Source organism: Pandoraea sp., assembly GCF_041919235.1.
Classification (GTDB): Bacteria; Pseudomonadota; Gammaproteobacteria; order Burkholderiales; family Burkholderiaceae; genus Pandoraea.
This window is the reverse complement of sequence record NZ_JAYRUC010000001.1, coordinates 276,908-291,216: the sequence shown is the minus strand read 5'-3', so window position 1 is coordinate 291,216 and position 14,309 is coordinate 276,908. Positions and strand designations below refer to the sequence as shown.

Here is a 14,309-nt window from a genome sequence, read left to right as displayed (position 1 = left end):
ACGCCTTCACGCACCACGCGCACCACGCGCACCACGCGCACCACGCGCACCACGCGCATCACGCGCTTCTAGCGCTTGCCGTTCAGGGTTTCACCTGCGAGCCGGATCAACGAGGTTGTCGAGGCGTCGTGCGCGTCGGGCTTGAGCGAATCGGGATCGATGAGTTCGGGCTCGATCGCGCGGCACAGCGTTTTTCCCAGCTCAACGCCCCACTGGTCGAAGGGATTGATGTTCCAGATGGCAGCCTGCACGAATACCTTGTGCTCATAGAGTGCGATCAACGCACCCAGGCGCTCGGGCGATAGCGTGTCGAGCACCAGCATGTTGCTCGGCCGATTGCCGTCGAATCGACGTTGCGCACCCAACGGCCCGCCTGCCTGGTCAGCTGTGGCCGTCGAGCCGCCTTGCATCAACGCTTCGCTTTGTGCGAAGCAGTTGGCGAGGAGCTTGCGGTGGTGATCGAGATAGACCGGCGCATCATATTGCGGGTGCAGCACCGCGATGAAGTCCACCGGTACGAGCGTGGTGCCCTGGTGCAGCATCTGGAAGTAGGCATGCTGGCCATTCGTGCCCGGCTGTCCCCAGATGACCGGTGCGGTCTGCCATGCGACGGGCGCGCCGTCGATCTGCACCGACTTGCCATTGCTTTCCATATCCAACTGCTGCAAATAGGGAGGCAGCTTCTGGAGCGCATCGGTGTAAGGGGCGATGGACAGTGTCTGGGCATCGAAGAAATTTCGATACCAGATGCCAATCAGCCCGAGCAGCACGGGCATGTTGGCCTCGAGCGGCGCGTGACGGAAGTGTTCATCCATCGCATGCGCGCCGGCAAGCAGCGCGTCGAAATGCTGCGCGCCCAGATAGAGCATGATGATGAGCCCGACCGATGACCACAGCGAATACCGCCCGCCGACCCATTCCCCAAACTCGAACACGTTCTCGCGGTTGATGCCGAAGCGCATCGCTTCCTCGGCATTCGTCGACACTGCGACGAAATGCTTGCCGAGTTCACTCTCGGGAATGCCATGTTCGACGAACCACGCGCGAATCGTGCGCGCATTGGTCATCGTCTCGAGCGTGGTGAAGGTCTTCGAGCACACCACCACGAGCGTGGTTTCCGGGTCGAGCGTAGGCAGCGTACGCGCCAATTCGGTCGGATCGATGTTGGCGATGAAATGCGCACTCAGGTCCGAACGCCCATAGACGGCGAGGGCGTCGCATACCATGCGCGGACCAAGATCCGATCCGCCAATGCCGACGTTGATCAGATGTTTGATGGGCTTGCCTGTCGCCCCGACCCAGCGCCCGTTGCGCACGTTGTCACTGAAGGCGCGCATTCTCGCGAGGGTCTCGAATATCCCGCTGCTGACTTCGCCAGCGGCATCGTGAAAGGTCATGCCCTTCGGCGCGCGGAGCGCAACGTGCAACGCCGCGCGATTCTCCGTGACGTTCACATGCTCACCGGCCCACATCGCCTCACGCTTGGCGGGTAGGTCGCATTCGCGTGCGAGGTGCGTAAGCAGGGTGCGCGTCTTGTCCGTTATGCGGTTCTTCGAGTAATCCAGATACAGCCCGGCCGCATGCAGCGAGAACTGCTCGACGCGTGTGTTGGCATCGGCGTCCGCAAACCAGTCGCGCATATGCTGCGTGGCGATTTCGTCGCGGTGCTCAAGCAGGGTACGCCAGACAGGGCGTTGGTCCAGGCGAGTGGATGGCGCGGATGGCTTGTACGGCATGTGCGTTAGAGACATTTCGGTAAATCGAAGTATAACGGGTGTCGTCATGCAATCGCGCTGAAATGAGGCCTCAGACTGCGTTGGGCGGCCGTGGCGCGTGCGAACGCGTTGACCGCGCGCCGTCACGGCAAGCTGGGATGCCGCGTATGCGGTGGGCGCATGCCTGCGGTCAAGCGCGTCGCTTCGATCAGCCAGTCACCCAGTTCGGTGCGCATGGCGGGCAAAAGTTCAGAGGCGGTCAGCCCTGCAGGCCCGGTTCCCTCGGTGACACATCGTTCGGCCGCCCGGCCGTGCAACCAGACCGCGGCCAATGCGGCTTGCGTCGCAGGCATGCCTTGCGCGAGCAGCGCGCCCACGGCGCCGGTGAGTACATCGCCCGTGCCAGCGGTGGCGAGCCCGGCATTGCCCGTCACGTTGATCCAGGCGCAGGTGCCGTCGTCGATGACACTGCCCGAGCCCTTGAGCACGATCGTCGCGTTGAAGCGTTCGGCGAGCGCCCGCGCGCAAGCCAGGCGATCCGACTGAACGCGTGCGACATCGCCACCTGCCAAGCGCGCGGCTTCGAGCGGATGCGGTGTGAGGACCGTGGGTCCGGTGCGGCGGCGCACGCGCTCGGCCAGTGACGGGTCGGTGGCGAGCAGATTGAGCGCGTCCGCATCGATGACCAGCGGCGTGTGCTCCAGGGCAAGCGCGCGCGACAGACACGCGGCAGAAGCGGCCGATGTCCCGAGCCCGGGACCGATGGCCACGGCCTGCATCGTCGCGAGGTCGAGACTCTCGGCGTGACGCAGCATCAGTTCGGGATGCACGGGATCCCACGCAGGTGCGTTGGGTGCGACGAACCCCACATAGACTCGTCCGGCGCCTGTCATCAGGCCGGTGCGTGCACAGAGCAGCGGCGCGCCGACCATGCCTTCGTGGCCACCAAGAACGGCGAGCGACCCATAGCTGCCCTTGTGCGATGCATGTCGACGTTGCGGCAAATGCGCGAGAAACGCGCCGGGCGCACTCGTCGAAATGGCACTGCCGACGGGCCGTACGGCGCGCATTGCCGTCAGTACCTCGTCCGCTCCCAACGTAGCGACGAGCACCTCGCCGGCCACGTCGCGCCCAGTGCCTGTGAATAGCCCAGGCGTGGCGCCGAGCATTGCCATCGTGACGTCGGCGCAAATGACGGGTCCATCAACGACGCCGGTGGCGGCGGCCAGCCCGCTCGGTATGTCGATCGCGAGCACGGGCGTGCCCTGCGCATGTGCGTGGACGATCGCGTCCACCAGCGCTCCTGCGGGGCCTTCGAGGGGGCGCGACAGGCCGATTCCGAAGAGGCCGTCGACAATCCACGCGTAATGCGCCGTCGATGCAGGTGAGGCGGGAACGGGACGGACCGGCACGCCGGCGGCGAGGGCGTCGGCGAGTGCCCAGCGGGCGTCGTCGGCCGACGGCGGGGCAAGCTGCCAGACATCGACGAGCACCCCTCGGCGGTGCAACTCGCGGGCCGCAACATAGGCGTCGCCGCCATTGTTGCCGGGGCCGGCAAGCAGCAACACCGGTTGACGACCCGCGCTCGCGAGGGCGGGCAAGCGGCCATGGAGCCATTCGGCGACGGCGGCACCCGCGCGGGTCATCAGCGTGTGCACAGGAAGTTTGGCGGCCGCCGCCCGCTCCACGTCGCGCAGCGTGCCCGGAAGCAGCAAGTCGAGCGCAACGCATGCGCGAGCGGCCGTGGACGAAGACTGCGTCAACGGGGGCAACGTCAGGGGCGGCACGAGTGGACTTGTGCCGACAGGGGCAGTGGGGGAGGCAGGAACGTCGACGCGTTGAGAATCGGACATGACAGGCAAAGCTCCCGGAGGCGAGGGCCGCGAACGATGTGCATCGCCTCATGCCGGGATCGACGGCCGGGCGCGGCGTGTTCTGCGTGCCGATCCATCGATTATGCCTTTATCGCGCCGTTCTGCCTGCCGGTGCGCATCCCGACGCCGTGTCGGGCTTCCCCGACACGGCGGGCCGCCCGCATGCCCGGCAAACGACGTCGGATTGCGAGCACGCATGCGAGCGTCGAACCGGCCTGCCTTGGGCAACGCGTTGCCCGTCGCGCTCAGCGCGCGTATCGCGCCAGGGTGAGACCGTTCAGATCGATCTCCGGCGTTTGTCCCGAGATGACGTCGGCCAGCACGCGACCTGAGCCGCAGGCCATCGCCCAGCCGGTCGAACCATGGCCGACGTTCAGGAAGATGCCCGGCAGATGCGTTGCGCCAAGCAGGGGCGGTCCGTCCGGGAGCATGGGACGTGCGCCGACCCAGGCGCGTGCTTCGCGATACTTGCCGGCCCCGGGGAACCAGTCCGTCGCCACTTTGTAGAGCGTGGCGATGGCGCGCTCGCGCAGCACGAGCGTGGTATCGCCCAATTCAGCGGTGCCGGCAATGCGCAGACGGTTGCCTTGCGGGGTGATCGCGGTTTTGTACGATTCGTCCATCACGGCGATGCGCGGGCTGAACAGTTCGGTCTTGACCGGCGCCGTGATCGAGTAGCCCTTGATCGGCCAAAGCGGCAGGTCGATGCCAAGGGGGCGCAGCAGCGCGGTACTGGTCACGCCTGCGGCAATCACGACGGCATCGGCCTCAAGTGTCGCCTGCTGCGCGGGCTGCCCGGTGCTGGCCGTCTCGACGGTAACGCCTGCGCGTCCCACGTTCGGGCGCACCGACAGCACGGTCGTCTCGGTGGCGAGCGTCACGCCCATGTCGCGGGCAACCTGGGCGAGGCGCTTGGTAAAGAGCGGGCAGTTGCCGGTCTCGTCGCGCGGCAGGTGCAGCCCGCCGGCCAACTGCGCATCGGTCGAGATCGCGGGTTCGAGCTTGCGGCACTCGTCGGCGGTGAGCAACCGATGCGGCACCTCGTTCTCGGCGAGCATCGCACGCGCCGGCTCGTTCATCTTGATGTCGCGCTCGGTGCGAAACAGTTGCAGGTAACCCTGCGTGTGCTCGTACTCGAAGTCGTGGGTCTCGCGCAAGGCGTGCAGGCAGCGCTGACTGTAGAACGCGAGGCGCTGCATCCGTTCGCGATTGGCGCGGTAGCGTTCGAGCTTGCATTCACGCAGCCAGCGGGCCGCCCAGCGCCACGTGCCGGCCGACAGCCCCGGCCGGAAGATGAGCGGGCTGGCCGAGCTGAACAGGTAGCCGAGCAGCTTGCGCGGCATGCCGGGCGCCGCCCAGGGCGTGACGTAGCCTGGTGCGATGACCCCCGCATTGCCGAAGCTGCTCTCTTGCGCCACTGTGCTGTTGCGCTCGACGAGCGTGACCGTGTGCCCCGCAGCGGCAAGATAGTAGGCAGTGCACGTGCCGATGACCCCGCCGCCGATTACGATGACCTTCATTCCCAACCGTCTGGTGTGTGGCGAACGCCCGTTCGTTCGCTTGTTAGTGTCGTTTTGTATCGTGCCGCAGCCCGGTGTCCGGTTTCACGGCCCGTGTCGATGACGGGGCGCATAGGTTACCAGAGAGACGCCTTCCCAGGGCGGGTGGCTACCCATAATGCATGTCGCGCACTCGGGTCTTACCCGGGGTAAGCAGGGTATAATCCCGGTTTGTCGTTCCCCCGCGTTTTGAACGCCTCGCCTTCCGTCCTTCCATGACTCACATTGCCTGCTTCGCCGGCGCCTTGGCGCTCTCCGAATTCCGCCAGCAACGTCTTTTGCAGACCCTGCAAGCCATCGACAGTTCGATCGTGCGTGTCGACGCCCGCTACGTGCATCTCGTCGCCAGCGCCGAGCCGCTTTCGAGCGAAGACGTGGCCCGCGTCGCCGGTCTGCTCACCTACGGTGAGCCGGTGCGCGAAGCGTCGACGGGCGACACGTTGCTGGTGATTCCGCGCCTGGGGACGATTTCGCCGTGGGCGAGCAAGGCGACGGACATTGCCCGCAACTGCGGTATCGATCACGTGCGGCGAATCGAGCGCGCCATCGAATATACGATTGGTGTGAAGTCGGGGCTGCTCGGCGGCAAGAAATCGCTGCCGTCCGAGGTGCTCGCTCGCGTTGCCGGCGTGCTGCACGATCGCATGACGGAGACGGTCGTGGCCACGCGCCGCGACGCCGAGGCGCTCTTCGTCGAGTTGCCGGCCAAGCCGTTGCAGACCGTCGACGTGATCGGTGCGGGTCGCAGCGCCCTGGAAGCCGCCAACCGCGATCTGGGTCTGGCGCTGGCCGACGACGAAATCGAGTATCTGGTCGACGCGTTCACGGGGTTGCAGCGCAACCCGACCGATGTGGAACTGATGATGTTCGCGCAGGCCAACAGCGAGCATTGCCGTCACAAGATTTTCAATGCGCAATGGACCATCGACGGCCAGGCACAGGACAAGTCGTTGTTCCAGATGATCAAGAACACGCACCAACTCCACCCGCAGGGTACGGTGGTGGCGTATTCGGACAACGCGTCGGTGATGGAGGGCGCAGAAGTCGAGCGCTGGTATCCGCGTGGTGCCGATGGCAAGTACGGCCGCAGCGTCGAACTGACGCACACGCTAATGAAGGTCGAGACGCATAACCACCCGACGGCGATTTCTCCGTTCCCGGGGGCGTCGACGGGGGCGGGCGGCGAGATTCGCGATGAAGGCGCGACGGGCCGGGGTTCCACGCCGAAGTCGGGGCTGACAGGCTTCACCGTGTCGAATCTGGCACTGCCGGACGCACGCGAGCCGTGGGAAAACGACCGTGACGTGGCGGTGCCGCCGTCGCTGCGCAAGCCCGACGATGTCGGCGCCGACTATGGCCGTCCGGAGCGCATTGCGTCGCCGTTGCAAATCATGATCGACGGCCCGCTGGGCGGCGCTGCCTTCAACAACGAATTCGGTCGCCCGAATCTTGGCGGCTATTTCCGTGTGTACGAGCAGAACGTGGCCGGTCGCGTGCGCGGCTATCACAAGCCGATCATGATCGCGGGCGGCATGGGCAACATCAGCGCGCAGCACACGCACAAGCACGACCTGCCGGCCGGCACGCTGCTCATCCAGATCGGCGGTCCGGGCATGCGCATCGGCATGGGCGGCGGCGCGGCGAGCTCGATGGCGACCGGCACGAACACGGCCGAACTCGACTTCGATTCGGTGCAACGCGGCAACCCGGAAATCGAGCGTCGCGCGCAGGAAGTCATCAACGCGTGCTGGCGTCAGGGCGAGGCCAACCCGATCCTGTCGATTCACGACGTCGGGGCGGGCGGTCTGTCGAATGCGTTCCCGGAACTGGTCGATGGCGCGAGCAAGGGTGCGCGTTTCGATCTGCGTCAGGTGCAGCTCGAAGAGTCGGGAATGTCTCCCGCAGAAATCTGGAGCAACGAAGCCCAGGAGCGCTATGTGCTGGCCGTCGCGCCGGACAGCTTTCCGGCGTTCCAGGCGATCTGCCAACGCGAGCGTTGCCCTGTGGCGGTGGTCGGCGTCGCAACCGACGAGCGTCAACTGAAGCTGGTCGATGCGGTGCATCCGGAGTCGCAGGCGCCGGTCGATATGCCGATGGACGTGCTCCTCGGCAAGCCCCCGCGCATGCATCGCGACGTCACGCGCGTGAAGGCGGAGCTGCCGCCGATCGACGTAACGGGCCTCGCGCTCGACGAAGTGGCGCGCGCGGTGCTGCGTCACCCGACGGTGGCGAGCAAGTCGTTCCTCATCACGATTGGCGATCGTACCGTGGGTGGCCTGACGGCGCGCGACCAGATGGTCGGTCCGTGGCAAGTGCCGGTGGCCGATTGCGCCATTTCGCTGATGGACTATGCGGGCTATCGCGGTGAAGTCATGACGATGGGCGAGCGCACACCGCTGGCCGTGATCGACGCGCCGGCGTCGGGCCGCATGGCGGTTGGCGAGGCCATCACCAACATTGCCGCAGCGCCGATTGCGTCGCTCGATCAGATCAAGCTGTCGGCCAACTGGATGGCGGCTTGCGGCACCGAGGGGGAAGACGCGGCGCTGTTCGACACCGTGAAGGCGGTCGGCATGGAACTATGCCCGGCGCTGGGCCTGTCGATTCCCGTGGGCAAGGATTCGCTGTCGATGCGCACCAAGTGGGAAGACGCGGGACGCGGCAAGGACGTAGTCGCGCCGGTCTCGCTGATCGTATCGGCCTTCGCGCCGGTCGAGGACGTACGGGGCCATCTCACGCCGCAACTGCGCTCGGTCGCGCAAGCGGGCGAGACGGTGCTGATCGCCATCGATCTGGGTCGCAACAAGAACCGTCTGGGCGGCAGTATTCTCGCGCAGGTCACGCAACAGATCGGTGATGTGACGCCGGATCTGGACGATCCGGCCGACCTGCAGCGCTTCTTCGACGCGATCCAGAAACTCAACCGCGACGGCAAGCTCCTCGCATATCACGATCGTTCGGACGGCGGTCTGTTCGCCACCGTAGCGGAAATGGCCTTCGCGGGCCATGTCGGCGTGTCGCTCAACGTCGATATGCTCATCCTCGACGAAGGCTTCGAATCCGATTACGGCGACGCCAAGGATTGGGCCAAGCAGACCGTGGGCCGTCGCGAGGACAAGACGCTGCGTGCGCTCTTCTCGGAAGAACTCGGCGGTGTGATTCAGGTGCGTGCGTCCGAGCGCGATGCGGTGCTGCAGACGCTGCGCGAGGCCGGGCTGTCGGCCTGCACGAACGTGATCGGAAAGCCGAACACGAACGACGTCATCGAGATTTATCGCGATGCCAAGAAAGTGTTCGGCGCGTCGCGTGCGGAGCTGCAGCGCGTGTGGTCGGAAGTGAGTTGGCGCATCGCGCGCCTGCGCGACAACCCGGCCGCTGCCGATGCGGAATACGAAGCGCTGAACGACACGAGCGATCCCGGCCTCTCGCCGAAGCTGACGTTCGACGCCAGTGAAGACGTCGCGGCACCGTTCATCGCGACGGGGGTGCGCCCGAAGGTGGCGGTCCTGCGTGAACAGGGTGTGAACTCGCATCTGGAAATGGCGTACGTGCTGGACAAGGCTGGCTTCGAAGCCTACGACGTGCATATGAGCGACCTGCTCGCCGGCCGTCACACGCTGGATGCCTTCAAGGGCTTCATCGCCTGCGGGGGATTCTCGTATGGCGATACGCTGGGTGCGGGCGAGGGTTGGGCCAAGACGATTCTGTTCCATCCAGCGCTTGCCGAGCAGTTCGCGGGCTTCTTCAATCGGGCCGATACGTTCGCGCTGGGGGTGTGCAATGGTTGCCAGATGATGAGCAACTTGTCGAACCTGATTCCGGGGGCGGCTGCCTGGCCGAAGTTCACGTACAACCAGTCGAAGTACGAGGCGCGTCTCACGCAGGTGGAAGTGCTCGATTCGCCGTCGCTTTTCTTCAAGGACATGGCCGGTTCGCAGTTGCCGATCGTGATCGCCCATGGCGAGGGTTTCGCCAACTTCGGTCAGCAAGGCGATATCGATCAGGCGATTGCCGCGATGCGTTTCGTCGATCATCGTGGTCAGCCGACCGAGCAGTATCCGTTCAACCCGAACGGCTCGCCACGCGGTCTGACCGCCGTGACCACGGGCGATGGCCGCTTCACGGTGATGATGCCGCATCCGGAGCGCGTGTTCCGCACGGTGCAGATGAGTTGGGCGCCGGCGCAGTGGGGGGAGGACAGCCCGTGGATGCGCATGTTCCGTAACGCTCGCCGCTGGGTGGCGTGACGGATTGACGGTCTGACGGTCGATATTCCGCAGGTTTGCCCGTGCGGAATATCGTGCAGAATCGCGCAGAAAACAAAAATCCCGCCGGAAGGCGGGATTTTCGCTTCAGCGTCGCGCTCGGGCGGCGCTTACTGGATCTTGGCCTTCTTCTCGAGGTCCTCGACGAAGCCTTGCAGCTTCTCGTCCTTCATTTGCTGCACAAGTTGCGGCTTGACGTCGGACAGCGCGGGGATCTGCGCGTCGCGCACGTCGTCCAGTTCGATCACGTGGTAGCCGAACTGCGTTTTGACCGGCGTTTGCGAGTATTGGCCCTTTTGCAGCTTTTGCAGGGCGTCGGAGAACTCGGGTACGTAGGCGTTGGCCGGCGACCAGTCGAGATCGCCGCCGTTTTGTGCCGAACCCGGGTCCTTCGAGTACTGCTTGGCGAGATCGGCAAACTTCGCGCCGCCCTTGAGCTTCGCGATGATCTCCTTGGCCGTCTCTTCGCTCGGCACCAGGATGTGACGCGCGTGATACTCCTTGTCGCCGAATTGCTTCTTCAACTGGTCGTAGCGCGCCTGCACCTCGGCGTCGGTCACCGGCGAGGACTTCTGGAAGTCGGCGATCAGGGCGCGGATGAGTACGCCTTGTTCGGCCAGCTTGAGCTGCGCCTTGACATCTGGCTGCGTGGCCAGTCCCTTGCTGACGGCGGCCTGCGCGAGAACTTCGCGCTTGACCAGCTCTTCGCGCACTTGCTGTTGCAATTGCGGTGAGTTCGGCTGACCCTGACGGACCATTTCGCGCACCATGGCGTCGGCGCGCGAGACCGGCACCGGCGTGCCGTTCACAACGGCGACGTTTTGCGCCAGGGCGGGGAGGGAGGCGGCGGTCAGCGACACGGCGGCGCCGAGCGCCAGCGCCGTGCGGGCGAGTTTCAATGCCATGCTGTTTTTCCTAACGAATGACGGAGGCAAGGTTAATCGACGGGGGATACGTCGCGTGCGAGTCACGCTTCGCCGGGGGCGAGCGCAACGATGGCGAGGGCGTGGATGCCGTTTTGCATCAAATCGGCTAGCGCATCATACACCAGGCGATGGCGCGCCACGCGGTTGCGGCCGGTAAACGCCGCAGATACGATTCTGACGTTGTAATGCCCGCCTGAAGCGGCACCGGCGTGGCCCGCGTGCCGGGCACTGTCGTTTTCGAGTTCGAATTCGAGCGGGGCGAGCGCAGCGTTGAGCCGCGCTTCGATTTGCTGTTCCATGGTCATGGCAGTGACTTCCTCAGGGACGTTATTCGTCCTGCTTGATGTACTTGGCGAGCCACAGGCTTTGCACGACGATGAACACGACCATGAGGCCCATGCCGCCGAAGAGCTTGAAGTCGACCCAGGTGTCGGTCGAAAAGTGGTAGGCGATGACCAGATTGAGCGCGCCCATCGCGAGGAAGAACAGTGCCCAACTGAAGTTCACCGCGCGCCACAGGGGTTCGGGAAGCGCCATCTGCTTTTCCATCATGGCGCGAATCAGGTTCTTGTCGAAGACCAGTTCTGCGACGAACAGCGTGATCGCGAAAAGCCAGTAAAGCGCGGTGGGCTTCCATTTGATGAAGGTCTCGTCGTGCAGCAACATGGTCGCGCCGCCAAACACCACGATGATTGCCAGACTCACCCACTGCATGGGCTCGACCTTGCGGTGACGGAACCACATCCAGATGACTTGCGCGACCGTCGTTGCGATCGCGATGCCCGTGGCGACATAGATGCCGGCAAACTTGAAGGCGACGAAAAACAGGATGACCGGTAACAGGTCGAAAAAGAATTTCATGAAGTCTCGACTTGGGGGCTTCGGGGGATTGCCCCGGCGCACAAGTCGCCAGGAGGCAAACCCGCATTATATTTCAAAGCCCCGTCGCGGGACGCGGCGAATCTCCGATATCGTCATGCGCCATGCGACATGCGCGTGGCCGCGCCCCGATGGCACGACACGACGCTGTAGGTCGCTTGCCTTACTGCAGAATTTCGATGTGTTTGACGTCGATATCGTTCGGGCGATAAAGGTGGCGGTCGACTTCGCCGCTGATGCGCACCCGGGTTTTGTCGTTGATCTGCCGGCCGGGCGGGAGGTATTTGTCGTCGAGCTCGATTTCGATGGTTCTGCCGGTGTCGTCGCGGAACGTGTAGTGCTCATGCTTGAGCCGGTTGACGATGTAGCCCTCGATGACGGCCGTGGCATCGTCGGGGGCGGTGAGCGCTTGTGCAACGGTGGATATCTGCGGTGCGAACGAAGGCACGACCACGCCGCCGGTCGTTGCCGCCCCGGTGGTCTGGCCCGTGTACTGCGCGATGGCGGGCGCAGCGCTCAGCACGCCGAAAAGCGCAGTCGCCGCACAGAGAAGCGGTACGAAGCGAGTGTTTTTGCCGGCCATAAGCGACGTTTCCTGTCTTTCATTGAGGGGACGCCAGCTTATCAGACGTACGCGCGCTGCCCGAGGGTTCGGGCGCGTGGGATTTCCCAAAGCGTTCGACGCACGGCGCGAATGCGGGGAATCCACCCGCAGTGCGCCGCCGTGACTGCCTGCTCAGCCGTCAACCGGCTTGTCGGACGCGTTGTTCTTGTCCTCGAAGTCGAGCGACGCGGAATTGATGCAATAGCGCAGTCCTGTCGGCTGCGGGCCGTCTTCGAACACGTGGCCGAGGTGGGCGTCGCAGTTGTGGCAACGCACTTCGACGCGCACCATGCCGTGACTGTAATCCGTCACCTCGTCGATGCCGGACTTGTCGATGGGCTTCGAGTAGCTCGGCCAGCCGCAGCCTGCATCGAACTTCTCGGTCGACTGGAACAGCGGGGCACCGCAACACACACAGCGGTAGGTGCCGTCTTTCCAGTGATCCCAATAACGGCCGGTGAAGGCGCGTTCGGTGGCGGCGTGGCGGGTGACCTGATATTCGACGTCGTCGAGTTGGGCGCGCCAGTCGGCGTCGCTTTTTTCTACTTTGCTCATGAGAGTCTCCAGATGGGCGGCAGCCATGATCAGGCCGCCGCGCGTCGCATATCGTCAGATCTGGCACAGATGGGGGCGACGCGCTATTTTGCAACGCACGACGACGCGCTGGCGCTCACGCACGCTGTGCCGACAATCAAGAAGAGCAACTGACTTCGAGCTGCCCGGCCCAGTCGGGGGGCAACGCGGCGTAGTGCTCGAATTCGGGCTGTGCGTCATAAGGGTGCGAGAGCACCTTGAGCAGCGTGTCGACTTCCGAGAAGTCGCCCTCACGCGCGCGACGGATCGCGACTTCGGCCAGGTGATTTCGCAGGATGTACTTCGGGTTGACAAGCCGCATGGCGATGGCGCGCTTGGCGTCGGTGCTCGCTTCGTGGCGCAGCCGCGCGCGGTAGTCCACAGCCCAGGCGTCGAAGCCTGCGCGGTCGATGAACATGTCGCGCAGTGGTGCGTCGGCGGCGGGATTCTCAAGCTCAAGCGTCGCCAGCGTGCGGAACAGGTGGGTGAAGTCGACACGTCCTTCATGCATCAGTTTGAACAGTCGGTTGATGAGCGTTTCGTCGTCCGCGTGCGATTCGCGCAACCCGAGCTTTGCGCGCATGCGCAGATCGATTTCCTCGGCGAACCGGGTCTTGAACACGGGCAGCACCGACTGGGCCTGCTCGATCGCCGCCTCGCCTTCGCCGAACAGTGGCAGCAAGGCTTGGGCGAGACAAAACAGATTCCAGTACGCGACATTCGGCTGCGCCTGATAGGCGTAACGTCCTTGCGAATCGGAGTGATTGCAGACGTGATGTGCGTTGAAGCCGTCGAGAAAGCCGAACGGGCCGTAATCGATCGTCAGACCGAGAATCGACATGTTGTCGGTGTTCATCACGCCATGGCAGAAGCCCACGGCCTGCCAATGTGCGACCAACTCTGCCGTGGCCTCGCACACGGCACTGAGCAGCGCGAGGTAGGGATTGGCTTCGTCGCGGCAGTGCGGGTAGTAATGATCGATCGTGAAGTCTGCGAGTTGACGTAGCGCGCCGTACTGATCGTTTGCCCAGAAGTGCTCGAAATGTCCGAAACGAATGAAGCTCGGCGACAGGCGCGTGACGACGGCGGCGGTCTCGATGGTTTCACGCCGCACGGGGGCATCGGAGCCGATGACACACAGTGCGCGTGTGGTCGGCACGCCGAGATGGAACATGGCTTCCGAGCCCAGGAACTCGCGAATCGACGAGCGCAGCACGGCGCGCCCGTCACCCATACGCGAGTAAGGCGTCAGTCCGCCGCCTTTGAGCTGGATTTCCCAGCGCCCGCCGGGGCCATCCGACTCACCGAGCAGTAACGCCCGGCCGTCGCCCAGTTGGCCGGCCCACACGCCGAACTGGTGGCCTGAATAGACACTGGCGAGCGGATCGCCCCCTTGCAGCGGCGCATTGCCTGCGAAAGTGGCGAGAAACTCCGGATCGCGTGCGGCTTCGGGCGACCAGCCGAGCAGGCGCGCGGCGTCGGCGGAAAAGCCGACCAGATACGGAGCGGGCAATGCCTGCGGGGCAAGACGCGTGTAGAAGTCGGGCCCGAGCGCCGCGAACCGGTTCGCCAAAGGCAGCGGTCCGAAGGGTTTGAGCGAAGTGGGTGCGGCAGCGGGGCGGTCGGTTACCGACATTGGGGACGTTCCTGAGGGTGAGCAAACATTCTACTTGAGCTGTTCGTCGCGCGCTGCCGGCTTGCGCACGCTGGCGCCGATGGGCATCTGCTGCGCCGCACAAGCGATGGGCGTTGACCCGGCGCGCGTGCGCGTCAAGAATGAATCTCCAAGGTGCCCCGCGAATGCACGCATCGTAAGCGGCGTAAGCGGCGTAAGCGTCGTAAGCGTCGTAAGCGTCGTAAGCGTCGTAAGTGTCAGAAGTGTCAGAAGTGTCAGAAGTGTCAGAAGTGTCAGAA

At 64.5% G+C, this 14,309-nt stretch carries 11 protein-coding genes; 2 read left to right on the top strand and 9 right to left on the bottom strand.

Features of this window, described 5'->3' with window-relative positions; translation table 11 throughout:
- Positions 1-68: 68 nt before the first annotated feature.
- The 3 genes from pgi to ACE3UG_RS01240 form a co-directional block, all read right to left on the bottom strand.
- The gene (gene pgi / locus ACE3UG_RS01250; RefSeq protein WP_374618652.1) at positions 69-1,736 is read right to left on the bottom strand and encodes a glucose-6-phosphate isomerase; all 1,668 of its coding nucleotides are present in this window, start codon (positions 1,734-1,736) and stop codon (positions 69-71) included.
- Between the two features lie 122 nt (positions 1,737-1,858).
- On the bottom strand, positions 1,859-3,568 hold the full coding sequence (locus ACE3UG_RS01245; protein ID WP_374618515.1) for an NAD(P)H-hydrate dehydratase: 1,710 nt from the start codon (positions 3,566-3,568) through the stop codon (positions 1,859-1,861).
- Positions 3,569-3,834: 266 nt separating this feature from the next.
- A complete protein-coding gene (locus tag ACE3UG_RS01240; protein WP_374618513.1) occupies positions 3,835-5,109 on the bottom strand; it encodes a D-amino acid dehydrogenase in 1,275 nt (424 codons plus the stop codon).
- Positions 5,110-5,363: 254 nt separating this feature from the next.
- On the opposite strand from ACE3UG_RS01240, the gene purL reads away from it, so the two are divergent.
- A complete protein-coding gene (gene purL, locus ACE3UG_RS01235; RefSeq protein WP_374618511.1) occupies positions 5,364-9,395 on the top strand; it encodes a phosphoribosylformylglycinamidine synthase in 4,032 nt (1,343 codons plus the stop codon).
- A 128-nt stretch (positions 9,396-9,523) separates the two neighbouring features.
- Here the strand turns inward: purL and ACE3UG_RS01230 are convergent, their stop codons facing one another.
- From ACE3UG_RS01230 to msrB, 5 genes are all read right to left on the bottom strand, one after another.
- Positions 9,524-10,318 carry a peptidylprolyl isomerase gene (locus ACE3UG_RS01230; protein WP_374618509.1) on the bottom strand — a complete coding sequence of 265 codons (795 nt, stop codon included), beginning with the start codon at positions 10,316-10,318 and terminating at the stop codon, positions 9,524-9,526.
- Between the two features lie 62 nt (positions 10,319-10,380).
- Positions 10,381-10,644, bottom strand: coding sequence for a BolA family protein (locus ACE3UG_RS01225; RefSeq protein WP_374618507.1), 264 nt, complete (start codon positions 10,642-10,644; stop codon positions 10,381-10,383).
- 22 nt (positions 10,645-10,666) lie between these two features.
- Entirely contained in the window at positions 10,667-11,200 is a 534-nt protein-coding gene (locus tag ACE3UG_RS01220; RefSeq protein WP_374618505.1) for a septation protein A, read from the bottom strand.
- A 181-nt stretch (positions 11,201-11,381) separates the two neighbouring features.
- Positions 11,382-11,801, bottom strand: coding sequence for a YgiW/YdeI family stress tolerance OB fold protein (locus ACE3UG_RS01215; RefSeq protein ID WP_374618503.1), 420 nt, complete (start codon positions 11,799-11,801; stop codon positions 11,382-11,384).
- A 153-nt stretch (positions 11,802-11,954) separates the two neighbouring features.
- Positions 11,955-12,377, bottom strand: a complete 423-nt coding sequence (gene msrB, locus ACE3UG_RS01210) for a peptide-methionine (R)-S-oxide reductase MsrB (protein WP_374618501.1) — start codon at positions 12,375-12,377, stop codon at positions 11,955-11,957.
- 12 nt (positions 12,378-12,389) lie between these two features.
- Here msrB and ACE3UG_RS01205 point away from each other — a divergent pair, with 12 nt between their 5' ends.
- The gene (locus ACE3UG_RS01205) at positions 12,390-12,530 is read left to right on the top strand and encodes a hypothetical protein (RefSeq protein ID WP_374618499.1); all 141 of its coding nucleotides are present in this window, start codon (positions 12,390-12,392) and stop codon (positions 12,528-12,530) included.
- Here ACE3UG_RS01205 and ACE3UG_RS01200 read toward each other — a convergent pair.
- Positions 12,514-14,031, bottom strand: coding sequence for a YdiU family protein (locus ACE3UG_RS01200; RefSeq protein ID WP_374618497.1), 1,518 nt, complete (start codon positions 14,029-14,031; stop codon positions 12,514-12,516). The two genes, ACE3UG_RS01205 and ACE3UG_RS01200, sit on opposite strands and share 17 nt — an antisense overlap.
- Positions 14,032-14,309 lie beyond the last annotated feature (278 nt).